The organism is Reichenbachiella sp. (assembly GCF_965223055.1).
Taxonomy (GTDB): domain Bacteria; phylum Bacteroidota; class Bacteroidia; order Cytophagales; family Cyclobacteriaceae; genus Reichenbachiella.
In genome coordinates, this window is sequence record NZ_CBDCVM010000012.1 from 213,452 (window position 1) to 237,927 (window position 24,476).

Consider the following 24,476-nt stretch of genomic DNA (forward strand, 5'->3'; position numbering starts at 1 on the left):
ATCTAATTTATATGAGAATATTTTCTATAATTCTAGTATTGTCCGTATTATCCTTCTCGTCTTTCGCTCAATTTGGAGGTGGAGATCCAGCCAAAGTAGAATTAGACTCTGCCAAAAAAATAAAATGGGCGGCCATACCAGTTCCGACATGGGATCAAATTACTGGTTGGGGAGTTGTTGGAGTTGTAATGGGTTATTACAAACCCAATAGACTAGACACGATCTCTCCTACAAGCAGTTTTGGTGTAGTAGGTATGTATTCTCAAAACAAGAATTTTTTTGTAGGTGGCTGGAATCAGATGTATTTGAAAGAGGATCTTTGGCGTCTTACACTTGCTGGTGGATCTGGTGACTATAATTTTCAGTTCTTGGATCGTATCATGGATCCTCCGACTTTTATAAAATTCGGCACGAAATACTCATTTATATATGCCGCAGCCACTTATAACGTTTGGGATCGATTGTATGTTGGAGGACATTGGGTTTCTTATGCTGCTGATACGGAATATCAAATTGACCCTCCATTCACCGGTCGAAGCAAAATGCATGCGCCTGGGCTTAATGTGACCTATGATTCCAGGGATGATGTCAATTTCCCGATGAGCGGTTGGCAAGTAAATTTAACATCTAATCACTATTTGAAGAAATTGAATGAGCCTGCTTTGAGTTTCGATAACTGGACAATTGATGTCAATAAGTACATCAGCGTACGCAAAAATAAAGATGTGGTAGCGCTAAGAGCCATGACCAGTTTTAGTACTGGGGATGTACCTTTTGAAGCGCAAGAAGTAATCGGGAATACGGATATTCCAGGCTATACTGAAGGTCGATACCGAGGAGATGTTAAAATTGCAGCTCAATCAGAATATCGATTGCATCTCTACAAAAAATGGCGATTAGTAGGTTTATTGGCTGCTGCAAGCGTGACTGACGAAGATGGTAAATTCACTCAGCTTCTGCCAGCTGCAGGTGCAGGGATTAGGTACAAATTCATGAAAGATGAAAAATCGCATATTGGATTAGACTTTGTAAGAGGAAAAGACGATTGGCAGTTAGTGGTGCGGTTTGGTGAATCTTTCTAAGAAAGCAAATATTAGAGGTATCTTGGAAAAGATTAATTTAGGTAATGGATGGCTAGGCTTGGGGTTCTTACTCTATTCGCTGTTTGTATCACTGGAAGCCAACGCTCAAGAAAATAATTATTGGTCTGTCCATCAAGGTACGGTCGGAGCATTGAATGGTGGCGCTGTGATTTCTAATGATAAAAACCTATCTGCGGCATACTACAATCCTGGAATACTTCCTTTTGTTAGAAGTTCTAGTGTATCAATCAATGTGCTTTCATATTTCATAAACAATGTGGACATTGAAAATGGTGCCGGAGAAGGATTAAATTTAGATAATCGGTACGCAGGAGTAATCCCTCAAAACGTTTTTGGAATTCTAATGGCTAAAGACAGCTCTAAGTGGACCTTCTCATATGCTGCTTTGAGCCAGGTGTATTCTAATCTAAGATTCTCAGTGAGACAGGAGGCTGATTTGGACCTTATTTCAGATCGTGATGAGACAGAGCATTATCTGGCAAATTTCCGGTACTCAAACAATTTAAAGGAAAATTGGGTGGGATTCTCTGCAGCATATAAAATCAATGAGAAGTGGGGGATTGGGATTTCTGCTTTTGGTGTGGTTCGATCTATGCAGTATGATTTGTTGCAGGAGGCCAACGCTATTGCAGTGAATTCTGACCCATCTTTTTATAGAACAATTGCTACTTCAAATCTCAATGAAAGTATCACATATGTAGGATTTGGCCTGTTATGCAAATTAGGTGTATCCTACCAATTGGAGCGATTGAAATTAGGGTTCACATTTACTAGTCCTTTGTTAAATGTTGATTTTATAGGAAAAGGATTTATGACACGTTCTGTTTATGTGTCTTCAGATGTTTTGACTGAAAGTAATGTAAGATCTACCACAGACCAGAAAAATGTCAACACACGACTCAAAAAACCTTTGACTTTAGATTTTGGAGCAAGTTATTTGTTTCACAAAACTGAATTGTCACTACGAGTAGCCTATTATTCAGCAATAAATACATATGATATGATTCATAGAGAAGACCTCTCTTCGTCGAGTATTTTTGATGGAGGGGCCGCTTTTGGTGTACCACAGATGGCTAACAAAGCAGTAGTGAATTTTGGATTAGGTGTGATTCAAAAATTGACGACAAACACATCGCTGTATCTCGGGTTTAATACTGACTTTAATAATTTTGATAAAAATGCAATAATTGAATCACAAGACTTTGTTCCGACAGTAGATTATTGGGATTTGTATCAATATGCGGCTGGTTTGAGTCACAGACTAAAAAGTTATGAATTGATCTATGGCCTTTCTTATTCTAGAGGAAGGAGCAAAGGGGATAATCAAATAGTAAATTTATCTGATCCTCAAGAAGACCTTTTTCTATTTGGAGAAAAAACGAACAGTGCAAATACAAAAGTGGATCGAGTCAATTTACACATTGGTTTTGCTTTCTATTATTAGAATCGATAGGCAATGACGAGTGTAGAAGATTTTCTGTCTCCAATTCCCACTTGAAAAGCACCACTGAAACGGTTCGATATATCTCTTTGAATGCCAACCATAAAATTCCATGTTTTAGGCTTCAAGGTAAGTGAAAAGTCATTATCCACTCCATCCAACTTGAAAGACCCACTTAAATCTGTATCGGTATATTGATATTGCGCACCAACCATGAAGTTGACTAGTCTGGGCATTCGTAATCCAATCAATGGAGTAACGACAAGGGCTTTGACAGTCGTTCCTGTTCCTTCTGAAGTTTGAATCATGTACTGGCCTGCTACAGTTGCAAATAGGTTTTTATAGCCTCCGGCAGCTGTCATGCCAAACCCGCCTATAGAACCTGCGACATCAACATTGAAATTAATTTGATCTACCGGATCACCGATCCAACCCAGCAAATCTTTCATTTCTTCAGTCAAAGGCAAAATCACATTTGTGCTTCCTCCTATTCTTCCGTACAAGACGGATAAGTTTAGAAAGGGAAGAATCCAAACATCACCCATCCCGGCGACCACGGCAATATCAGCATCTACAGTAGAGTTTGCTTCTTCCAAAACCAATTCAGACAAATTGATATCATTTAGTATGATGTTATTCAATCCAAATTGTTCTGTTTGGAAGTGATTGAATAAATTAATGCCCCAGGGAAGAGGCAATTCATAACCCGCCTTTCGAGCAGCATTTCCGAGGAAAGGCATAGATCGTTCCAGTTTGATCTTGAAGGTATCAGAAATTCCTGTACTTGAGAGTGTGCTTTCTGAAATCGGATATTCAGAAATGGGTTCTTTTTCTTTCGATTGGTATGAGATTACCTCAATCAAATCATTGTAGGTGTAATTTTCTTTCTTTTTTAGGCCTTTTCCTTTAACTAGGTATTTACTTAATAGATAGCCAGTATTTTTATTTCCAACAAAAGATAATTCAATCAAAAATTCATTGTGTTTAATATTTTCCGATTTGAAATTGCTAGAAGACAAAGTGATCCGTTGCAAGTCACCGTTCTTCAAAAATACCCTGCCTTGTAATTTGCTGTATCTTTTTATTTTAAGCGGTAGTCGGGATTTGTTGATATTAAAACCTAAAACTGTACTATCGCCTTCTTCATAAATAAGACCAACATCACTTTCTTCAATCAGATCAAATCCTTGTAATTCTTTGAATTTTTCGTTTTGACGAGATACATACCCTTTGATTTTCTTTTCGGGCATCCTCTCATACACTTTTTCATCCTTTACAATGATGAAGAGTTGGTTGCCATAGGCATAGTGAGGATCATAATCCATTTGAACTTGGATGTCATTGCTCTTATTATTCGTTTCGTCCCTGAGTTTCCAATCAGCAGTAAAAGAGGCTTCCTCTTGATACATTGGAGACAAAATAAGGTTAAATATCTTAGGAGAAATACCGTATTTGGCGAGGTAGGTTGAGTTATATGGTTGATTGTAATTTATGGGTTGAGAAAAGCCACTCAAATAGCACATGACAAGTACAAATGTGGCCAAATAACGCATCATAAAAATTGGCAATAGGTTTATTAGTTTTTTACAAGTCATATGCTAACTTTATTTACTTGACATAAATATCAAAATTAAACCAAATTCTCAATCTCATGAATATATTATCCCTTTTCGGTCAGAGCTTTAAGTTTTACATATGTTCACTCTTAATACTTGCCTCATTTACTGTTTCAGCGCAAGATGAAGAAATTGACGCATCCAAACCTACAAATTTTTATACATTCCTGGATAATACGCTGGAATACCAGGAAATCAATGGCGGGAACTTGTTTGGGTATAGAGGGAATATCACCTGGGCCCCTTCAAGTGAGCATCTTATTCTAGGGGAGATACCCTTACTTCACAATAGTGTGACAGATAAATTTGGAATCGGTAATATAAGAGCTAGGTATTTTTATCTGCCCTATAAAAATTATGATAAATTTTTTGGAGCATTCGGACCTTCTGTAGATGTATTTGCACCCACAGGCAGTTTTGAAGACGGATTAGGAGATAGTCGCTGGACTATTTCACCTGGGATTACAGTCGGTTTGATGGCGGCAGACTGGATTCAGTTTTTCCCGATTGTGTCATACCAGTATTCTTCCAAACCAGTCAATGATGCTGCAAAAATGGCAATTGGTGATTTTTCAACCACTGGATTCACATTTCAAGTGATTACTCCTTTAGTTTTCTCCGATAATTTCTTTATACAGGTTACTCCGATTTGGGCTAATACAAAAACCAACGGCGTAACTACTGATGGTTTTGTTCAAGAAATATTCGGTGCCTATACGTTGGCGAATGGAATGCAGCTCACAGGGTTTTATAAAAGAGATTTTGACAACAGTTTAAATACTTTCAGAGCTGGACTGACTATCTTTTTGTAAGTACGATTAGTGCCATCTGACAATAATCTGATAGAACAACAAGCCCTCTGGGTGGGCGTTTTCGCCAATTTGATAATGGCGTTTTCAGGCTATTATTTCTATTTTCTGACGAATTCTGAAGCCTTGTTGCTGGATGGTAACTTTTCCATGATAGCTACTTTGGTAAGTGGCATAGCAGTTTATATTTCTAAAGTCAAACACAACAGAAGTGATTCTTTCCCTTTTGGACTGTATCTCTATGAATCGCTTTTTGTGTTTTTCAAAGGGCTGATACTATTGGGTATTATTTTGATGGCCTTATTACAAAACGGGATCGAAGTAATACATTTTTTTATGGGGGACGAAATAGGCCAAGTGACTTATGGCCCCATACTTTATTATGCAGTAGCCATGGGAGTGCTGTCATTTGGCATGTCAATGTATTTCAACAATCGGTTTAGAGCCACGAAGAGACAGAGTACCATCCTTCAGGTTGAAGCCAAATCTTTGATTATTGATGGCATTATGTCTTTGTTGCTTGGGGCTTCTTTCTTGATGATTTCTTTTATCCCAGAGACCAGTCCTTTGGCTTTCCTTCACTCGATTGGAGATGCTATTTTAGTAATCATATTGAGTGTGGCCTTTTTAAAAACTCCGCTCACCATTCTAAAAACATCCTTTATAGAGATTGGTGGCGGGAGTCTACAAGACCAAGAAGAAAAAGAAGAGATTATCAGCTGGTTGAAAGAATGTAGCAATGAACATCTGACCTATGAAAAAAGTTTTATCAATAAATCAGGGAGTAGTTATTTGGCTGTAGTTTATTTATCTTCTAGTCGTACGACAGTTGAAGTTAAGAAGATCAGTGAGATTCGCTCCCAGATGTTTGATAAGCTTATTGCAAAGTACAACTTTACCGATATTGAAATTATTATCAGCTAGATTAAAGTTTTGAAAATACATTGAAAACCTACATTAGGTTATAAACGAAAGTTATATTCTATTGACCAAAAAAACGAAATGTGTGCCATAAAAAAAGCGAATCTATAAGATTCGCTTTTTTTATAAGTATCAAACTTTGCTTATTCTACAGGCTTGATAGGACATGTTGCCATGATCTTCTCTACTGCCTTAGGAATGTTTTTGGCTCTTTTAGCTGGATCTTCAGCAACTGTTCCTGACCCAATACTCTGCCAAATCAATTTCTTTGTCTGTGTATCATAGGCGCTGACAACTAAAGTACCTACCTCATATTCTGTTGTTGTATAGTTGGTCGTAGATGTACCCATGCCACCATATCCGTAGCCATATCCGTAGCCCCAGCCACCACCGTAGCCACCAGTGTTCATGTAGTTGGTATGTGCCGTTGTGCTTTGCTTGGTGTCCGATACTACATAGAGTGCGACTTCCATATCGCCTTTTCCATTTTCTACCAGTTCCAGACCTCGCTTTTTAAATTCAGCCCCAAAAGCCGTTTCTATTCTTTCTTTGTCCAAATCAGTCATCAGTTTGTCACTGTTCTCAGCCCAGCCGTAATATTCAAACGTTTTGTAAGTAGAAAAATCGACAGAGTTGTCCATGTCAGATACAACCTTGACGGATGCACAAGATGACAGGATTAAAATTGATAAAATTACTAAGGTGAAATTTTTCATAGTTCTATATATAATTTATTTGAATTCAATTATAAATGAACATAAACCTGGAATACCCTTATTAAGATTCTGTTCATTTTGCTTTCTTAAAGAACAATTATTTTTACTCAATTTTCAATAAGATGGTTCAGTTTTTTTAAAAATCTCTGTCAAAATCTATAGTCTTTCAATTAAGAAGGGCTGGCTCAATTTCCAAATATTGCTCGAAAAGAATTGGTTCAATCATTAAAAATACCCCTTTGAATGAAAAGCGTTTTTCCAATCGGATTATTTGTTAGATTTCAGAGCAATGAAAACAAAATTGCACTGACTTGACTCTTTTTTTTAGGAATTTAATTATTATAGTAGGCTATTAGTCAATGATTTAAAAATACTATTATCATCATTGACTTTTGTTTAGCAATAGATTTTTATTGCTTCAAAACCTTAGACAAAAAATGGATAGCCTGGTTCGGTGGATAGTTTAGCCTATGAAGTATAACCATGAAGTGTGATTTAAAAAATTGACTTTAGAAAAACAGGAATGAAAGTGGGGTTGAACTAATTCACATCTATTATCATTGAAGAGAATATTGAAACAAACCAATTCACATGAAAAAAATAAATCTGCTATTAGCACTATCTTTTACTGCTATTCTCTTTGGTTGTAAGCCTGAAACCAAACAAGAAACTGCAGACACTGTTTTCACCAACGGCAAAATTTATACTGTCAATGAAGCTCGGCCATGGGCTGAAGCTTTTGCAATCAAAGACGGGAAGTTCCTAGCCATTGGAAGCAATGACGAAATAAATGCTTATGTAGCAGATGCCACGGAAGTGGTGGACTTAAAAGGGCAATTTACCACCCCAGGGTTTATCGATACACATTTTCACTCGGTTGCAGCTTCTATTCTAACAGCTGAATTTAATACGGGTGCAGCGGAGACCAATGAAGAAATGTATAAAATGTTGCGCGAATTCGCAGCATCCTTACCTGAAGACCGAACAGAACCCTTAATTACGTATGGTTGGCATTTAACCAATTTCCCAAAAGAAGGGCCTAAAAAAGAAGATTTAGATGAAATTTTTGGTGATTTACCGGTGCTGTTTGTGCGTTCAGACGGTCATGGCGCTTGGGCAAATACTGCCGCTTTAAAAGTAGCCAACATTACAAAAGATACACCAGATCCTACAGAACAAAGTTATTACCAACGCGATGCAGATGGTAATCCAACAGGATTTATTGAAGAAATTCCAGCCTATTTTGGTGTGTATTTCCCGATGGTTGGTGATATTTCTGAAGAATGGCTTGAAAGTGTAGTTACCAAAGCCTTTCCAAAGTTTCCGAGTGTGGGATTGACAACTGCCTTTGATCCAGGGGTGTTATTTGCGCAACCCATTCCCGCTATGAATGCCGTTCATGCATTTAATGAAAAGCATGGTGCCGTGATGCGCGTATCCATGTCGCATTATTCGGTAAATCAAGAAGATGATTTTGCTGCTGCGCAAGCCTTAATTAACAATTCAAAAAGTACCGATGTGTATTCAAACTCTATAAAAATTAATGTCGATGCCTCTATTGAAACAGGTACAGGCCTCTTAAAGGAGCCTTATATAGAAGGTTCGGGTTATGAAGGCACGGGTATGACCGTTTTTCCTATAGATGAATTCAAAGCACTTGTAGATAAATGTTATGCTAATAACATCAACATGCATTTTCATGTGTGTGGTGATGCTGGTATTGAGCTTGTTGTAGATGCTATGGAAGCGTCAATAGCCAAACATGGAAAAGACAAGGCTAGAGCCAATATGACGCATGCTATGATGATAGATCCAGCAGATATGCCTCGATTTAATGATGCACAAGCAGGGGTTAGTTTCTCAGCCTTATGGATTATGCCAGGACCATCCATGGATGTTAACTATGATGTGGTTGGCGATAGAGCTGACGATTTTTATCCTGCCGGTCGTGTGGTTCAAGCAGGTGCCAAAGTAGGTATTGGATCAGATTATCCGGTAGCCACTACTTTTCCAAGTTTTGCACCTTTGGATAATATTGAAATGTTTGTCACCAGAGCCAGAGCCGGACAAGAAGGAGCGCTTATGCAAGGAAAAGACATAGATAAATTGTCACTTGAGGATGCCATAAAAGCGGCCACCATAAGTAATGCATGGTTAATGAATGGCGATAAAGAGTTTGGTTCTATTGAAGTAGGAAAATCTGCAGATTTTGTAGTACTAGAGAAGAACTTGTTCGATGTGCCTTCTCATGAAATTAGTAAAGTAAAAATAAACGGCACTTATTATAAAGGAAATCAAACGTTTAGCGGGAATTAGAAAATAATTTAAACCTGATTAGGGGTTTTAAATAAAACTTGCACTGTTATAATTAGTAGAACAAGTATTAAAACTGAAAACATAAATTAAAATGAAAACCTTAAATTCAACAGTCATTCTTCTCGCAGCTGTTTTTCTAATAGCATGCGGAGAACAGAATACTTCAAAACAACAAAATGTAACTGTAGTTGAGGCGGATAAAGTTTTAACTAATGCAGTTATTGAAACCATGAATCCAGATCAGCCAAATGCAGAGGCTGTGGCCATGAAAGATGGTAAAATCGTATTTGTGGGGTCTTCTGATCAGGCCAATGAATTTGTTGGAGATAACACAGAAGTCATTGACCTTAAAGGGAAATATGTAACGCCTGGTTTCATTGAATCTCATAACCATGTAGTGGCATCTGCATGGACAGTTTATGGTGTGGATTTAAGTGGTGCGAGATCTGTAGACGATATTGGTAAAATTCTTAAAGAATACGTAGATGCACATCCAGACGAAGAAGGTCCATTGGTAGGTTTCGGGTGGTTGCCAAATATAATTGGAAGTCAAGGGCCAAGAGCTAAAGATTTAGACAAATGGGATTTAGGCCGTCCAACAATTGCTATAGGTAATTCTGTACACGATGCAGGATTGAACACCTTGGCCTTAGAAGCCGCAGGTATCACCAATGAGACTCCAGATATTCAACCAGGAGTAATGTATTGGGAACGTGATGCTCAAGGTAACATTACTGGCTTGGCTATAGAAGTGATTTACTTTGAAGCGTATATAAAAATGGGGGCATGGCAACCAGAAAAAATGGTACCAGAATCTATTGAAAACTTACAAGGCTTTTTGGCTAAACAAGGAGTAACCACGGCTATGGTACCAGGTTTGGTAACACCAGGAGTTGCTGTGAGTACAGATTTAATGAAAAAAGACATGCGTGATATCATGAAAATTTTGAAAAAGCGTGTAGACAATGGAGAAGCGCAAATGCGTCTTAATGTAATGCCCATGTTCAAATTACCAGATGCAGATCCGCAAGATGTTGTAGATTTTACTTTAGAAATGCGTGAAAGCTATAATGACGACATGTTACGTGTAAACAATGTTAAAATCCATCCTGAATTGGCTTGGGCTTCCAGAGGAGCTACACAATTAAAGCCTTACAAAAAGGCAAACCCAGAAGATGCTTTTACTTGGGGTGATTATGGTGTTTCGCCAGATAGAATGTATGAGGTAGTTAATCGTGCAAATATGAGCGGCCTTGACATAATCACACATGCCGATGGAGCAAGATTGGTAAAACGCTTAACAGATATTTACATAGAGGCAAAAGAAAACTATGGAGATGTGCGTAACAGGTTAGACCATATTTCAATGATGGACAATGCTACTAAAGAAAAGGTAATAGCAAATAACATTCCTACCAATGCCACACCGGTTTTTATCAACGAGATGGATGCTGGCATGGAAGGAAAAGACATTTTTGCAACAATGGATGAAGATTATGTTAAAGAATGCTATGCGCAATACACGGAGATTGCAAAACGATATAAAAACCTTTCTCTTTCTGGAGATACGCCGGGGTCTAGCATAGATAAAGCTTATCCAGCTTACTTGATGCAACAAGCTATGACTTTAGTAGAACCTTCTTTAGAAGGCTCAAAACCGTTCCCAACATGGAGACCAAAAATGACAATTGATGAAGCACTTCACGCCTATACTGTAGCTCCTGCATGGCAAATGCGCATGGAAGACAAAATTGGATCAATTGAAGTAGGCAAATACGCTGACATGGCTATTTTCGAGAAATCATTAAGAGATATTAAACCAGAAAACCTTGTAAAAGAAAGTATCTGTGTCGGTACAATTCTAAATGGAGAGTTTACTCATAAAGAAGGACTATAAAACATGAGGTCGTAATCTTTTAAAAATTGGGAAAGGTATCTTCAAATCATGGAGATACTTTTCTGATTGATAGAAATAGAAAAATAATTAGGGGTTTAAAGTAAAACCTACCCTGTTCTAATTAGTAGAACAAGTATTAAAACTGAAAACATAAATTAAAATGAAAAAACTCAGTCTATTAGTTACCATGTTAATTGCTCTAGTCATCACTAGCTGCAAGACAGAATCAAAGCAGGAAGCTGCCGATATGGTATTTACCAACGGTAATATCTATACGATAAACGAAGCCCAACCTTCAGCCGAAGCGGTTGCGGTAAAAGATGGTAAAATTGTATTTGTGGGCTCAACGGCCGATGCGCAAGCCTATATAGGAGACAATACCGAAACCACAGACTTGCAAGGTAAAACCATGATGCCTGGTTTTGTGAGTGCGCATGACCATTTAATCGCTTCATCATGGACATCTCTAGGGGTTCAAATTTATGATGCCAAAGATAGAGCCGACGCCATAAGAATGATAAAGGAATACGCTGAAGCCAATCCAGATAAAAAAGTCATTCAAGGGATAGGCTGGGACACCAACATGTTAGAAGGTTATCCAACAGCTAAAGATTTAGATGAGGCTGTACCAAACCGTCCGGCATTTATTCTAGACAATACCATCCACGATGCTTGGTTGAACACGGCGGCTTTTATAGCAGCAAACATTACGAAAGACAGTCCAGATGTAGTACCTGGTGTAACCTTTTGGAAACGTGATGCCGATGGAACCCCAACAGGAGTTGGTATAGAACTACAGTGGTTTGAGGCGTATGGACAAATTGCCTGGGATCCAGATAATATGATTCGTGAAAGTGCAGAACAGTTATATACGATAGGGGCGAGCAACGGAACCACAACATTTTTAAATCCGGGCATTGTAACACCTAATATTAAAGATGTACATGGTGGTATGGAGAAAGATTTTGTTGTAGCTATGGACATATTAAAAGGATGGGAAAATGACGGATCTTTAAAAATGCGTACCGTGGCTTTACCTATATACAAATCGGCTGTAGGTGATCCACAAAAATTTGTAGACTTTGGAGTTAAAATGAACAAAAAATACAACTCTGACAAATTGATGGTAACCAGTTTAAAAATTCACCCAGAAGGGAATACGGTTGCAGGAACAGCACCTCACGTTGATAACTATCCTGGTACAGATCACAATGGGTCGTTTAATGTGCAACCAGAGGAAACCATGACTATTGTTACAAAAGCTGCCGAAGTTGGTTTAGACGTAATGGTACACACCGATGGCGATCGTTCATCTAGAGCAGCAGTAGACGCTATTTTAGCAGCTCGTAAAATTGACCCTAATAACCGCAGTGCCTTACACCATGCTATTTATGTGCATCCAGATGATCAACAACGTATCATTGACAATAAGATTCCAGTAAACTCTACACCTAACTTTACCAATACTTTTGGTAACGGTGATAAAGACAATGTTAGAATAAGAGGATTAGAGCAAGTAAATTCATCATTAGGTAGATATCCACATTTTGCCAGAAACGGTGTAAGAGTGAGTATTTCTGCCGATGTACCGAGTACACCGGCAAGCATGCAAGGACCATTGTTTGTTGTACAGTGTGCTGTAACTTTAAAAGATGCTTCTAATCCAGATGCTACAGCCTTTCCAGAAAACAGAACACCAATGACTGTCGAAGAGGCAATCAGGGCGATTACCATTGATGCTGCTTGGCAATTGCAAATGGAAGATAAAATTGGTTCAATTGAAGTGGGTAAATATGCAGATTTGGTAGTACTTGGGGAGAACCCTTATGAGGTTGATCCTGAGAAATTGAAAGACATCAAAGTGATGGCTACCCTGATGGATGGTGAATATACTTTCCAATATGATGAGAAAACAGCCTTGTTGATGGAAGGGAAACTGTTGGCCTACGCTGCACTTCCAGGAGCATTGACAGGTTGCAATCATGGTTCAAACAATCATAGACACGAACGTTAAAATTATTTAATAATACAAAATGGAAATCCGCAAAGATTTCCATTTTGTATTAAAAGAATGATATGAGAAAGTTTACAAGCCTTGTTTCTTGTCTCTTGCTGATAATTGTTGTGCAAGCCAATGGCCAAGCCCTCACAGGTCATTACGGCCCAGGTTTATTTGGGGTACGTTCTGCACATGGATTTCCGATGGGATGGTCCTATGTCAACGTCACACACATCTATTATGCTGGTGAATACAAAGACAATGATGGAAAGGTTTCTACATTATCCAAACCCGTCAATGTGATTGCCAATATCAGCGGAGGTATTTGGGGCAAACGATGGAAAAAACTAAATGCCAATTATAATGCAGCACTCATTTTACCGTTTACCAACCTTGCTCCCAATCCTGAGACTTTGGAAATCGACCCTGAGCGCATTGGGCTAGGAGATATCAAGGTCATTCCTTTGATGTTATCCTGGAACTTTGATTGGTTGGCTGTGAACGCGAGATATGCAGTTTGGATGCCTACGGGAAGTTTTACAGCTGGTTCAAATAACAACCGAGGAAAAGGTTTTTGGTCCCATAATGTTGGGGTAGGGTTGACTGCTTATTTGGATAAAGAACGCTCATGGAGTTTGAGTTCAATGAATACCTTCGAGTTCAATTCCAAACAAAAAACAACCAACATACGACCTGCATCTACCTGGGTGACAGAATGGTCCATAGGCAAGACCTTCGACAAGGTTTTTAATTTGGGTATTATTGGATACAATACCAATCAATTAGGAAATCAGGAAGGGGGAGCGGATCTTTCTAATGTAAACAAGTATAGAGTGAATGGAGTAGGGATGGAGCTAGGGTACCGAACATCTACTAAGTGGGTGTTTTTGACACGTTGGTATTTGGAATATTTGGCAGTAAACCGACCGGAAGGAACGGCCATTCGCTTTATCTTGCTAAAGAATTTTTAAAATCAATATTCGTATAGAAACTCATGAAGAATTTAGCGTTGATAATTGCTGTTTTTTGTTCTTTGACTGTTATGGCACAAGACGATCAGAATATTATTAAAGCACTTAATGATTCAGAAGCAGAATCGCATGATGAAGAGGATAAAATAGATCGATTTGACCGATGGGCCTATTCTAAAGAAGAACATGCAGCTTTTTTCTACTTAGCCCCCATGTGGCAAGCAGGAAGCGGCAATGACAACACAGCACATAATATTCATCATGATGCCGGCGTCATTTACAGGTGGTTGATGATCGACAATGATCGGTACCAACTCAATTTGCACGGCTGGGTAGAGCAAACAAGTTTATGGTCTGGAAGCTATCCGAAAAAATTCTCCGAACAGTTGGGCATGATTTCGATACCTAGTGCCTCGGATGAACAAGATCATGATGTGAGTTTAGAAAATCTATACGTTGAGAATTTTTTGATGAGTGGAAAACTGGATTTGACCTTTGGTAAAATGGATCCTTTGTTTCTTACCAGTTTTACCAACTATTCCGGATGGGACAAATACAATTACTTTTCTAAGAGTTCGGCTTCTGACCCGGTTCCTGATATTGATGGCGGTATGGGATTTTATACGGAGATACATGCTTCGAAATCCTTAAGTTTCGGGGGAATGGTGACGGATGGTCAGCAGAAAAATAATTTCCTTTATGCGCCAGACTTTAGCAGTTCGTTGTGGAATTACTTTGGGTTTATGCGATTCAAAATAGGAGCTGGAAAAGGTTTGTATTCTGATCATAATCTTATTTATTACTACCAGGGAGGAGAAGGAGAAACGCCGTCCGGCTCAGGGGTATTGTACACCGCCAATCAAGGTTTGACTGATGATCTTATTTTGATTTTGAAGTTTTCGAATGGAAAAAACCGAATTGACAAACTCAATGCTGCTTATGTCGCTGGATTAACCTTTAAAAATCCTTTGGGTAGAAATGGCGATCAGGCAGGTTTTTCAACAATGATCAATAGCCGTGCAGGTCAGGAGGAGTTTGGAATGGATTTTTATTGGAGATTCTTCGTGAACCAGTACCTTAACTTCGCACCGAATTTTCAATTTTATAGAACGGTGAATGATGAATTTAATTCAGTTGTAGGGTTGCGTGCTTTTCTGACTTATTAATGACTATGAAGTATATATTAACTTTTTTTTCTTGCCTTCAGCTGTTTTATGTCTCTGCACAAGAAGTTGAATCCAATGACGTTGATTTATCAAAGCCAACGAATATATATACAAGGCTCAATAACAACCTTGAATACACTCAATCAGAGGTAGACACATGGGGATATAGAGTCAATTTGAATTATGCTGTTGGCAAGTTTCAATCTACGCTTGAAGCTCCATTTTTGTATAATCAGAAGACTGAAAAATTTGGCTTGTCTGATATTCGTTTGCGCTCTTATTATGTTCCGTATGTGGATTATGATAAGTTTATAGGAGGGCTGGGTTTGTCGATGGATATATTTTTTCCCACAGGCAGTATGGAAAATGGGTTGGGAACGGAGCGGTGGAGTCTGTCTCCTGGTGTTGTTGTAGGATTGATTTTTTCGGAAACCTATTCTTTGTTTCCAAATTTGTCTTATCGTTACCAATTTGATAGTAGAGATGAGTTGTCTAGAAAAGATCAACATGGGATTACTTTGCAATTAGTCAATTCGATTGTGTTTTCTACAAGGTCATATATATTATTAACACCGATGATTTTATACAACGAAGTCAATAATCCTGAAAAGGATGATTACGGTATGGAAGTAGAGTATAATTATATGGTGAAAGCCAATAAGCTTCAAATTGGTGCGTTTACCCGTCATTTGATTGCATCCAAAAGTCAGAACTATCGTGTTTTTTTAAGAGTAATTCTTTGAGACTGGATTTTGCGATAATGTAGAGCACTGTTTTTGTTTCTTTGCTAACGAGTCAAGGCAATGCCACCAATGAACCCTTGAGTGCTCTCATTGTATCTCAGAATGGTGTTTCCTGCACCATTCCAATAATCCAACATTATATAAAACTTCAATCTTTTAATGAATCTGTCGACAGGATAGGTCGCAATGACATGAAAAGTATTCACGTTTTTAGCGAAAATGCTGTGGGATTCTAGTTGAAGTCCCCATTTGGCTCGCCAGGTGAGTTCAAAATCGGCATTGCCCCAATAGTCTTGAATATCTTTGGTTCTTTTTTCCGTTTTCCAGTAGGTCCAAACTTTAGGAGCAAAGAAAAAATGGTGACCCCCAGATTTCCAAACCAAAGTAGGCTTGAAATAAAATTGATTAGTTGACCTGGAGTATATTGTTTCTCTTCCATTCGAATGATGTTGAAAGCCACCTTCCAAATCGATTCTATGGATCCATGATATGTTTTGTCCATCAATTTTCTGATACAAAAACATGAGCCCCGGCTTGTAACTCGTATCATAAAATGGTTGAGACTTAGACGACAAGTCCCAAAATGAAAGTTGACTGTAGATTAAATTGAATCCTCTATATCGATCATAGATACTCTGGTTTTCCTTTTTGGCAATACTAAATATTTCAAACCTAAAACTGATTTGAAAATTGGCATATATTACCTTGTCTTCAAAATCCGAATTTTTCCCATATCCTAAGGCAAAAAATACAGGGTCATGAGGGCCAAAAGCATTAAAAAAACTACTGGCTTTTTCATTGCTTCCCTCGTAAATTGAATCCAATTGAGCAAATAATGATACTGAAGAGGTAAAAAACAGAAATGTGATGACCGCTTTTCGAAGAATTAATTTCATATCTCAAAGAAAGATAATTATTAAAATTTTATTGCAAGGAAGGATTATTTCAACAGGCGTCATACAAACTGTGATTTTTTATCAGTTAGCGTCCCATTCATGATCCTCAAAGTTAGGAGCTAATTATGGATATTTGATAGAAAGAATATGCTTAACCGATTTTCCTTCGAACTAATTACCTTCTTACCAGCCAATCCTTACATTTGCACCGGACCAAATACAATTCCAGAACGATGGCAAACCTAGAGTGGAAAACAGAAAAAGAGTACGAAGAAATCACCTTCAAAACCTTGGATGGTGTGGCACGGATTGCATTCAACAGGCCAGAGTGCCGCAATGCTTTCACCCCCAAAACAGTTGATGAGCTGTGGGAAGCCCTCATCATTTGTCATGAAAGTCAGGATATAGGCGTGGTATTGATCACCGGTGAGGGGCCGTCGCCCAAAGATGGCGGATGGGCATTTTGCTCTGGTGGAGATCAGCGGGTGAGATCCAATACGGGCTACAAGGGCGCCAATGGTGTCAATAGATTCAATATCTTGGATGTGCAGCGTCAGATCCGATTTATGAACAAGGTAGTGATAGCCGTCGTGCCAGGCTGGGCGGTAGGCGGCGGTCACAGTTTGCATGTGGTTTGTGATATGACCATTGCCAGCAAGGAGCATGCGATTTTCAAACAAACAGATGCAGATGTAGCCAGTTTCGATGGTGGGTTTGGTTCGGCCTATCTGGCGAGACAAGTAGGGCAAAAGAGAGCACGAGAGATTTTCTTTCTCGGCGCTGACTACACCGCACAAGAAGCTTATGAGATGGGTATGGTCAACAAAGTAGTGCCACATGAAGATTTAGAGCAAACGGCCTACGACTGGGCACAAGAGATCATGACCAAGAGCCCGACGGCTATCAAAATGCTGAAGTTTGGCTTCAACTTGATCGACGATGGATTGGTTGGTCAACAGGTGTATGCTGGCGAAGCCACCCGATTGGCTTACGGTACGGATGAAGCGGTAGAGGGCAGAAATGCATTCCTGGAAAAGAGAAAACGCGACTTCTCGAAGTTTCCTAAGTTCCCTTGATGTACATAAGCTAGTGCAGTGTAATGACAATTGAGGTTCATTTGATTCTGGCATTGAATTAATTCTGTTAATAAATTAGGATCAATAGGTCTTAGGATTAAATCCACTGTTTGAGCGGAGCGACGGCCCGCCGAAGCGGTTTGGATTTAATTACCTGTACTATCCAAATTTTAGGAATTTAGCGGTTCGCCGCTGCGATCACAGCCTTGATTTTTTTCTTACATTTTTCATCAAGGAAAAAAGTAGAAGACTGTCAGTCTGAAGATTATTAAATACATCATGATCATTGTTGATGATTATCCTAGTTCTCTTCAGACCGCTCCAACAACTTTTGATCCATGTTCTTAGTAGCCTTCGCACCAAGTTTTTTCATTTTCTCTGCGCGGTTGATCAGGTTGCCTTTGCCTTCGTATAGTTTTTTGGCGGCTTCTACATAGACCTTTTGAGTCAAGTCGAGCTGGCGACCAATGCCTTTTACATCTTCTGTAAAGGCCACGAATTTATCATATAGGTTGCCGCCTTCTTTGGCAATTTCTATGGCGTTGCGGTTTTGATATTCTTGCTTCCAGATGCTGGCGATGGTTCGCAAAGTAGCGATCAAAGTCGCTGGACTCACAATTACGATATTTTTACTGTAGGCATCATTGAATAATTCTGCATCTTTTTGCACAGCCAAAGAAAAGGCCGGCTCAATAGGAATAAAGAGTAAAACAAAGTCCAACCCTTCTACACCATATAAACTCTGATAGTTCTTTTCACTTAAGCCTTTGATATGCGCGCGAAGCGAAAGCAAATGTGCTTTGATCTGCTTCTCTTTTTCTTCTTTGTCATCGGTATTCGCAAATCGCTCGTAGGCAACTAGAGATACTTTTGAATCTATGATGATGCTTTTGCTATCTGGTAAATTCACCACCACATCCGGTTGAAATCTGTTGCCGTCTTCGTCAGTCAACGATTGCTGTACAAAGTACTCACGCTGTTTTTCCAGCCCTGATTTTTCAAGAATGCTTTCCAAGATAAATTCCCCCCAATTGCCCTGTGCTTTGGTGTCCCCTTTTAGGGCTTTGACTAAGTTTTCAGCTTCTTTAGTAATCTTTTGGTTTAGTTCTTTGAAGCCGACGATTTGCTCTTTCAATGCAGAATGCCGTGCAATATTCTCTTTGTTGGTTTCTTCTACTTTCTTTTCAAAGGCGACTATTTTCTCACCCAGCGGTTTGAGTAGCTGGTCTACTTGTTCTTTGTTGTGAGAAGTGAATTTTTTGCTATTCTCTTCCAGGATCTCGTTGGCCATGTTTTTGAACTCAGCTGAGAATTTCTCTCGGATTTGGTTGAGTTCTTCTTTTTGGGTTTTTAGCGTTTCTTGAAGATTGCGATAATCTGACTCTAGCCGTGTATGTTGGTTGTTGAGTTGAACGTTCATTTCGCGTTCACTCTGAAGTTTGTTCTCCAAATCTTTCGAACGTTCATTAAGATTCTGCACTTTTTCAACCTCAGATTGCCATCTGATTTCCAGCTCTTTGGCTTTGAGCTGGTCATCCGCATTTTGTGGATGCTGAAACTTTGATTTGGCGACTAGCCAAGCGGCGCCAGCTCCTAATACAAGGCCAGTAAATAGATAAACGAAATGATAAACTTCCATGAAACAAATCTATGAAGTGTAAGTAGATTTTGCAGGCTGCATGAATCTATTTTTCTAATAATCGCCATACAACCGCTGCAACCAAGCAAAGAATTCCATACTCCAGGCCAAGGCTATATGAAGAATAACTCCGCCCCAAATCCTTTTAGAATAGAAGGCTAAGATGCCTATGAGATATCCGCCGAATACGGAGCTTATGGCTTCAGTAATAGGTTTGCCATAATGGAGAAACATATAGGAACCTACCATAGCGAGTACAGCTTGCCCTCCGAGTACTCTGGCAAATCCTATGACCAAGAACCCTCTAAAAAATAATTCGACATTTAGGAAGTTAGCTCCATAGACTCCTTCATAGATCAGCATAGGAATCCAGCCAGCCAGCTCATGTTTTTCGGCAAATCGATCGCCACCACTGGGAATGTATCGTGGGTAATAATTGGTAAGATCTGAAAGAAATGACGCCAATCCTATGCCGATCACCACTACAAGTAGCAATATGCCATAAGGTCTGAAATCAGTTTGTTTCAAAGTCAGTCCATACCAGCTTTTTGTCTCATCCCTTTTCTTTTCATACCAGTAGTAAAAAAATAGTATAGGGAGGAAGAGCGTAAAAAATGATTTGCCTCTCCACATGACTTTACGAGCAAAACGATAATCTATGACGTCTAAATGCTCAATCAATGAATAATGGAAATAAAGGGATCGGCTGAAGCCTATAATCGCAAAACCGAAAATGAACAACAACCAAAATTCTTTCGACCTAATCCAAGCGCGATTAATCTTGAAAACATAAAGAAGGCAGCAGGTGACCAAAAAAGGAAACCCCATATAGATGGACATATAGAACCAATGCCAAGGAGTTTTTCTATAGGAGTCTATAATACTATCCTCAAAATCAAGTGTAAAATTGAAGTAGGTGCAGGTGATAAGAAAAATCGCAACACTAAAATAAAGCCCGACATGAAAATGCTCTTGTAGGTATATTGATAAGTATCTCCAAAGTTGTTTCATCTAGTCTTCTGGATTGTTGGCGGAATGTGGATGTGCATCCAATCGATAAATATAAAGACTATGTTCATCAATAGACAAGATAAACAGCCGTTGTCTTAAGTAAGAAATTGATTAACTTTTACGAAATTTTTTCTAATTGTGAGAAGCGTAAAATCTTGTTTGACTCTGTTGATTCTGGTTTGTGGCATGCAAACCTTCGGTTATGATCAACCTGTCGTCTTCCCTGAAGATTTTTTGAATGAATCATCATCACTTGTTGATCAACTGAGAGTTTATTCTGATCCTACCAAAGAGATTACTATTAAAGAAATTCTCAGTACTCAACCACACTTCAAGCCATTGAATGAAGAGCTGTCAAGTGATCAAGTTCACTGGGGGAGACTTAGATTAGTCAACAATCAGAAAGCCATTAAGCTCTATTTGTTGTACGTAGGCAAGAATGATTTTATAGACTGCTACTTCGTCGAAAACGATACTATAGTTCAGCACGAGCAGAGTGGTTATATGTATCCGCAGCGGCTCAAATCGGTACCTAAGGGCAGCTATTATATTCCGATTTTGTTGAATGCTAATGCTTCACAAGATGTATATATTAGAATAGAAGAAAAAATTCATAACGACCCTGAATTTGATCTGAGATTAACGAGTGGCACAAATTGGGTTTATGAAATCCTGGACAAACACATAGTTGATTTCATATTTCAAGGCCTCTTTTGGATTGTATTGATTTACAATTTGTTCTTGTTTGGAACAACAAAAACCAAGGCCTATCTGTACTATGCATTTTATCTCGGTTGTATTGCTATCAATTACCTGTTTCTTACAGATATATTACGAGAGTATATTTTAAATGAAGTGCCTTGGTACACCATTTATTTTATACCTACTACAATTCTGGCAGCCGGAGCCTATTGGATTTTTGTCAATGATTTCATCAGTGCCAAAAAACACTTTGTACTCTACCATAAATGGATAAGGATAGTATCGATGGTAGATATTGGTATATTCTTTCTAAGTATCGTAGTTATCTACTATACAAAAGAAATTTATGTGGTGACACATGGACTTCGGGTGGTCGCTTTGCTCAATGCTCTATTGATATTTGGTCTGATTTATCGAATTTATGATTCCAAGTATGAGATGGTCAAATACTATATGTATGGTACTGGTGCTATGGTAGTCATGGGTGTGATCGATACCATTCTTTGGGATCCTTCGACTTCTCAAGCCAATTTGCTGAAATATGGCTTGATCGCCGAAATAGCGGTTTTCTCAGTTGGACTTGCACAAAGGAAGAAAATCCAGGAAAAGGAGAGAAGAAAGGCTCTGAACAAACAAATAGACCAACTCAGAGTCAATGAAAGTTTGGCACAATGGCAGAAGGAAGAGTTGGAAAAAATTATTGATCACCGAACCAAAAAAATTAAGAAAAAGAACAAAAAACTGAAGCGAGCCATCAAAAAAGCTGAAACCGCAGCTCGTGTTAAATCTGACTTTCTTTCGGTGATGAGTCATGAGATTCGTACACCGATGAATGCGGTGATAGGAACCATACACTTGCTTCTAGATGAAAACCCTAAAAAGGCACAACTGGAGCATCTCAAGACCTTGAAATTTTCCTCAGAAAATCTTTTGATTTTAATCAATGACATACTGGATTATAGTAAAGTAGAATCTGGTAATGTCCAATTGGAACACATAGATTTTCATTTGAGAGAATTAACCAAAGGACTGGGCAATACTTACGAAAAGAAGGCTGCAGAGAATGGAGTTAAATTCAATATACTGATCGACCACAATATTCCTTCAATGCTGAAGGGCGATCCGGCGAGACTTACTCAAATATTGAATAATTTGATCAGTAATGCGCTCAAATTCACTCCAAACGGAGAAATTAAATTGCTTATTCATTTATTAGCGAGAAGTAACGGTCGGGTAAAATTAGAGTTTGCCGTAGAAGACACCGGTATTGGTATATCTAAAGATAAACTCAAGTTGATTTTTGAAAGTTTCACTCAGGCACACGCAGATACCACTCGGAAGTACGGTGGTACTGGATTAGGATTAGCCATTACCAAGAAACTAATCAAATTGTTTGATAGTCAGATTTTCGTAAAGAGTAAGGTGAATAAAGGGTCTAAATTTTATTTCTCACTCTACATGGAAGAAGCTGCACATGCCAATGCCTCGATAGAATTGGACGATGTGATCATGAAAGAAGAGGTGAAGGGCAAGCGAGTACTGGTAGTAGATGACAATGAAATCAACCTGATGATGGCTAAGAAATTTTTAGACAAATGGGGATTGATTTGTGAAGTAGTGACCTCTGGTCAGGACGCTTTGGTAAAAGTTTTTGATACCGATTATGACCTAATTCTGATGGACCTTCAAATGCCCGAAATGGATGGATATGAAGTAACAGCTACTATTCGAGGTCTTGACAACATTGACTTGAAAAACATCCCAATAGTAGCCGTATCTGCAGACACCTACGACAATGTCAAGATTAAAATTGCTGAAGTAGGCATGAACGATTTCCTTTCCAAACCTTTTAATCCGATGGAATTATTGACGATGGTACATACCTATACCAGAGGGGCAACTACTGCTTCTGCTTTACTTTAATTTTTTTTGGATAAGTTTGGAAGGAAAGAGGATCGCTTGGTCTGTTATTGAATTATCATATATGATCTCATCTTGTAAAGGAAAAATTGTTTTGCTTGTTGCATTATTATTCGGGACTCATACTCGGTCTTATACGCAGGTAGAATTTCAAAAGGACAGCATTACTCAACTTATTAACAAAGCACAAAAAAATACTTATAAAGAGCCTGAACTCGCTGAATCATATGCCAGGCAAGCACATGAGCTGGCACGAGCTGAAAACTTGATTATTGAGCAAGGCGAAGCATTGAGGATCATTGGAGGCACTTTTTACATAAGGGGTGACTATGATTTAGCCTTGGAAAATTTTTTGGGAGCGCGTCAAATTTTTGATGAAGCAAAGGATACTTTAAAACTGATAAGAATTCTTAGTAATCTAGGATTGGTATACAAAAGCCTGGAAGACTATGAGCGGTCTTTGGCATATTACCAAATGAGCCTTGCCCTTACCACTCCCAGAGATTCTGTTGTACTTTCTAAAGTGTACAACAATATTGGCGTGGTGCATAAAAGACAGAAAAAATTCGACAGTGCAGCTTATTATTTTAATAGGTCTTTAGGACTAAAGCAGGGATTAGGAGATAAGAAAGGCGTAGCTAATACCTTAACCAACCTAGGCAATGTAGCCTCTGAAAAAAATGATAACATGGGAGCCATTCGACTTTTCAGACGTTCATTGATTCTTGAAAAAGAATTAGACTATGATGAAGGAATTGCCAAAAATGTAAATAACATAGCTAATGCCTATTTGAAATTGAATGAAGTGGACAGTGCAATTTATTATGCCTTGATGGGGTATGAAATTGGAATTAAACTAAAAACTAAAATTCAGATCAAAGAGTCAAGCGATATATTGTCTACTTGCTATGCGGCTAAGCGAAATTTTAGGCAAGCTTATAACTATCAGCAAATTTATGCACAGTTTAAGGATAGTCTGAGCAATGAAAGCCAATCCAGAAAAATCGGAAGATTAGAGTCCAAACTTCAACTGGCCCAACAGCAATCTGAAATAGAACAACTAAAGTTGGCTAACCAGCTACAAGCCAGCAATCTCAGAGCTTCAAGAAACCAGATTATCTGGATATCAGTATTATGCCTAACGATAGTCTTGGCCGCTGTGGGGATCTACTTTTTTAGAGTGCGAGCCTACAGAGTGGAAAAATTGGCACAAGCTAGCCAGCTAGAAGCACTGCAAAAAAGATACATAGAGCTAATAGAAGGCCCTAGTACTTTTGATCTATCATTGGATTTGGACAATCTTAATCAAAGGCTCGTCAACCCACTCACAGAACGCGAGTATGAAATTCTACAGGCAAGTCTAAAAGGATTAACCAATCAGCAAATAGCCGACAAAATTTTTGTTTCTTTAAGCACCGTAAAATTTCATTTGGGCAATGTGTACAATAAATTTGGTGTAAACAATAAAAAAGAAGCACTGGAGTATGTGGTTAAAACTTCTTAGCCTTTTTACATGTTTTTTGGCCGCATGCCA

The 24,476-nt window shown here is 38.6% G+C and carries 19 protein-coding genes; 14 read left to right on the plus strand and 5 right to left on the minus strand.

All coding sequences use genetic code 11. The annotated features are described in order from the left end of the window. Window positions 1-11 precede the first annotated feature (11 nt). A complete protein-coding gene (locus ACOQO5_RS16245; RefSeq protein ID WP_420582743.1) occupies window positions 12-1,082 on the plus strand; it encodes a BamA/TamA family outer membrane protein in 1,071 nt (356 codons plus the stop codon). A 22-nt stretch (window positions 1,083-1,104) separates the two neighbouring features. Next, window positions 1,105-2,547 (plus strand): hypothetical protein, encoded by a 1,443-nt coding sequence (locus tag ACOQO5_RS16250; RefSeq protein ID WP_420582744.1) that lies wholly within the window; start codon window positions 1,105-1,107, stop codon window positions 2,545-2,547. Here the strand turns inward: ACOQO5_RS16250 and ACOQO5_RS16255 are convergent. After that, window positions 2,544-4,100: a hypothetical protein gene (locus ACOQO5_RS16255; protein WP_420582745.1), complete on the minus strand. Its 1,557-nt coding sequence runs from the start codon at window positions 4,098-4,100 to the stop codon at window positions 2,544-2,546. The genes ACOQO5_RS16250 and ACOQO5_RS16255 overlap by 4 nt on opposite strands. Window positions 4,101-4,195: 95 nt before the next feature. On the opposite strand from ACOQO5_RS16255, the gene ACOQO5_RS16260 reads away from it, so the two are divergent. Both ACOQO5_RS16260 and ACOQO5_RS16265 read left to right on the plus strand, forming a co-directional pair. Beyond that, complete coding sequence (locus tag ACOQO5_RS16260; RefSeq protein ID WP_420582746.1) at window positions 4,196-4,972, plus strand: hypothetical protein; 777 nt, start codon at window positions 4,196-4,198, stop codon at window positions 4,970-4,972. 9 nt (window positions 4,973-4,981) lie between these two features. Beyond that, window positions 4,982-5,893, plus strand: a complete 912-nt coding sequence (locus tag ACOQO5_RS16265; RefSeq protein WP_420582747.1) for a cation transporter — start codon at window positions 4,982-4,984, stop codon at window positions 5,891-5,893. 140 nt (window positions 5,894-6,033) lie between these two features. Here ACOQO5_RS16265 and ACOQO5_RS16270 read toward each other — a convergent pair whose 3' ends face one another. Further along, complete coding sequence (locus tag ACOQO5_RS16270) at window positions 6,034-6,606, minus strand: DUF4136 domain-containing protein (RefSeq protein ID WP_420582748.1); 573 nt, start codon at window positions 6,604-6,606, stop codon at window positions 6,034-6,036. A 591-nt stretch (window positions 6,607-7,197) separates the two neighbouring features. Here ACOQO5_RS16270 and ACOQO5_RS16275 point away from each other — a divergent pair. The 6 genes from ACOQO5_RS16275 to ACOQO5_RS16300 all read left to right on the plus strand — a co-directional run bounded on the left by ACOQO5_RS16275 (window position 7,198) and on the right by ACOQO5_RS16300 (window position 15,698). Further along, window positions 7,198-8,922 (plus strand): amidohydrolase, encoded by a 1,725-nt coding sequence (locus ACOQO5_RS16275; protein WP_420582749.1) that lies wholly within the window; start codon window positions 7,198-7,200, stop codon window positions 8,920-8,922. A gap of 91 nt (window positions 8,923-9,013) precedes the next feature. Further along, window positions 9,014-10,819 (plus strand): amidohydrolase, encoded by a 1,806-nt coding sequence (locus ACOQO5_RS16280; protein ID WP_420582750.1) that lies wholly within the window; start codon window positions 9,014-9,016, stop codon window positions 10,817-10,819. A gap of 160 nt (window positions 10,820-10,979) precedes the next feature. Further along, the gene (locus ACOQO5_RS16285; protein WP_420582751.1) at window positions 10,980-12,833 is read left to right on the plus strand and encodes an amidohydrolase; all 1,854 of its coding nucleotides are present in this window, start codon (window positions 10,980-10,982) and stop codon (window positions 12,831-12,833) included. 62 nt (window positions 12,834-12,895) lie between these two features. Next, the gene (locus ACOQO5_RS16290) at window positions 12,896-13,789 is read left to right on the plus strand and encodes a SphA family protein (protein WP_420582752.1); all 894 of its coding nucleotides are present in this window, start codon (window positions 12,896-12,898) and stop codon (window positions 13,787-13,789) included. Between the two features lie 23 nt (window positions 13,790-13,812). After that, the gene (locus ACOQO5_RS16295; protein ID WP_420582753.1) at window positions 13,813-14,955 is read left to right on the plus strand and encodes a hypothetical protein; all 1,143 of its coding nucleotides are present in this window, start codon (window positions 13,813-13,815) and stop codon (window positions 14,953-14,955) included. Window positions 14,956-14,960: 5 nt separating this feature from the next. Then, the gene (locus tag ACOQO5_RS16300; RefSeq protein WP_420582754.1) at window positions 14,961-15,698 is read left to right on the plus strand and encodes a transporter; all 738 of its coding nucleotides are present in this window, start codon (window positions 14,961-14,963) and stop codon (window positions 15,696-15,698) included. 44 nt (window positions 15,699-15,742) lie between these two features. On the opposite strand, the gene ACOQO5_RS16305 is transcribed toward ACOQO5_RS16300, so the two are convergent. Next, a complete protein-coding gene (locus tag ACOQO5_RS16305) occupies window positions 15,743-16,594 on the minus strand; it encodes a phospholipase A (protein ID WP_420582755.1) in 852 nt (283 codons plus the stop codon). Window positions 16,595-16,827: 233 nt separating this feature from the next. Between ACOQO5_RS16305 and ACOQO5_RS16310 the strand changes: the two genes are divergently transcribed. Beyond that, a complete protein-coding gene (locus ACOQO5_RS16310; RefSeq protein WP_420582756.1) occupies window positions 16,828-17,670 on the plus strand; it encodes a 1,4-dihydroxy-2-naphthoyl-CoA synthase in 843 nt (280 codons plus the stop codon). A 301-nt stretch (window positions 17,671-17,971) separates the two neighbouring features. Here ACOQO5_RS16310 and ACOQO5_RS16315 read toward each other — a convergent pair whose 3' ends face one another. Together ACOQO5_RS16315 and ACOQO5_RS16320 are read right to left on the minus strand one after the other, a co-directional pair. Then, the gene (locus ACOQO5_RS16315) at window positions 17,972-19,309 is read right to left on the minus strand and encodes a DNA recombination protein RmuC (RefSeq protein ID WP_420582757.1); all 1,338 of its coding nucleotides are present in this window, start codon (window positions 19,307-19,309) and stop codon (window positions 17,972-17,974) included. Window positions 19,310-19,363: 54 nt separating this feature from the next. Next, on the minus strand, window positions 19,364-19,990 hold the full coding sequence (locus ACOQO5_RS16320) for a CPBP family intramembrane glutamic endopeptidase (RefSeq protein ID WP_420582758.1): 627 nt from the start codon (window positions 19,988-19,990) through the stop codon (window positions 19,364-19,366). A 6-nt stretch (window positions 19,991-19,996) separates the two neighbouring features. On the opposite strand from ACOQO5_RS16320, the gene ACOQO5_RS16325 reads away from it, so the two are divergent. From ACOQO5_RS16325 to ACOQO5_RS16335, 3 genes are all read left to right on the plus strand, one after another. Next, window positions 19,997-20,287, plus strand: coding sequence for a hypothetical protein (locus ACOQO5_RS16325; RefSeq protein WP_420582759.1), 291 nt, complete (start codon window positions 19,997-19,999; stop codon window positions 20,285-20,287). Window positions 20,288-20,458: 171 nt separating this feature from the next. Then, the gene (locus ACOQO5_RS16330) at window positions 20,459-22,945 is read left to right on the plus strand and encodes an ATP-binding protein (RefSeq protein WP_420582760.1); all 2,487 of its coding nucleotides are present in this window, start codon (window positions 20,459-20,461) and stop codon (window positions 22,943-22,945) included. A gap of 61 nt (window positions 22,946-23,006) precedes the next feature. Continuing rightward, a complete protein-coding gene (locus ACOQO5_RS16335; RefSeq protein ID WP_420582761.1) occupies window positions 23,007-24,446 on the plus strand; it encodes a tetratricopeptide repeat protein in 1,440 nt (479 codons plus the stop codon). The last annotated feature ends 30 nt before the right edge of the window (window positions 24,447-24,476 follow it).

Coding starts and splice junctions, on each gene's coding strand:
- ACOQO5_RS16245 (WP_420582743.1), top strand. CDS start 12: ATGAGAATATTTTCTATAATTCTAGTATTGTCCGTATTATCCTTCTCG.
- ACOQO5_RS16255 (WP_420582745.1), bottom strand. CDS start 4,100: ATGATGCGTTATTTGGCCACATTTGTACTTGTCATGTGCTATTTGAGT.
- ACOQO5_RS16260 (WP_420582746.1), top strand. CDS start 4,196: ATGAATATATTATCCCTTTTCGGTCAGAGCTTTAAGTTTTACATATGT.
- ACOQO5_RS16270 (WP_420582748.1), bottom strand. CDS start 6,606: ATGAAAAATTTCACCTTAGTAATTTTATCAATTTTAATCCTGTCATCT.
- ACOQO5_RS16275 (WP_420582749.1), top strand. CDS start 7,198: ATGAAAAAAATAAATCTGCTATTAGCACTATCTTTTACTGCTATTCTC.
- ACOQO5_RS16280 (WP_420582750.1), top strand. CDS start 9,014: ATGAAAACCTTAAATTCAACAGTCATTCTTCTCGCAGCTGTTTTTCTA.
- ACOQO5_RS16285 (WP_420582751.1), top strand. CDS start 10,980: ATGAAAAAACTCAGTCTATTAGTTACCATGTTAATTGCTCTAGTCATC.
- ACOQO5_RS16290 (WP_420582752.1), top strand. CDS start 12,896: ATGAGAAAGTTTACAAGCCTTGTTTCTTGTCTCTTGCTGATAATTGTT.
- ACOQO5_RS16295 (WP_420582753.1), top strand. CDS start 13,813: ATGAAGAATTTAGCGTTGATAATTGCTGTTTTTTGTTCTTTGACTGTT.
- ACOQO5_RS16300 (WP_420582754.1), top strand. CDS start 14,961: ATGAAGTATATATTAACTTTTTTTTCTTGCCTTCAGCTGTTTTATGTC.
- ACOQO5_RS16305 (WP_420582755.1), bottom strand. CDS start 16,594: ATGAAATTAATTCTTCGAAAAGCGGTCATCACATTTCTGTTTTTTACC.
- ACOQO5_RS16310 (WP_420582756.1), top strand. CDS start 16,828: ATGGCAAACCTAGAGTGGAAAACAGAAAAAGAGTACGAAGAAATCACC.
- ACOQO5_RS16315 (WP_420582757.1), bottom strand. CDS start 19,309: ATGGAAGTTTATCATTTCGTTTATCTATTTACTGGCCTTGTATTAGGA.
- ACOQO5_RS16325 (WP_420582759.1), top strand. CDS start 19,997: ATGGAAATAAAGGGATCGGCTGAAGCCTATAATCGCAAAACCGAAAAT.
- ACOQO5_RS16335 (WP_420582761.1), top strand. CDS start 23,007: ATGATCTCATCTTGTAAAGGAAAAATTGTTTTGCTTGTTGCATTATTA.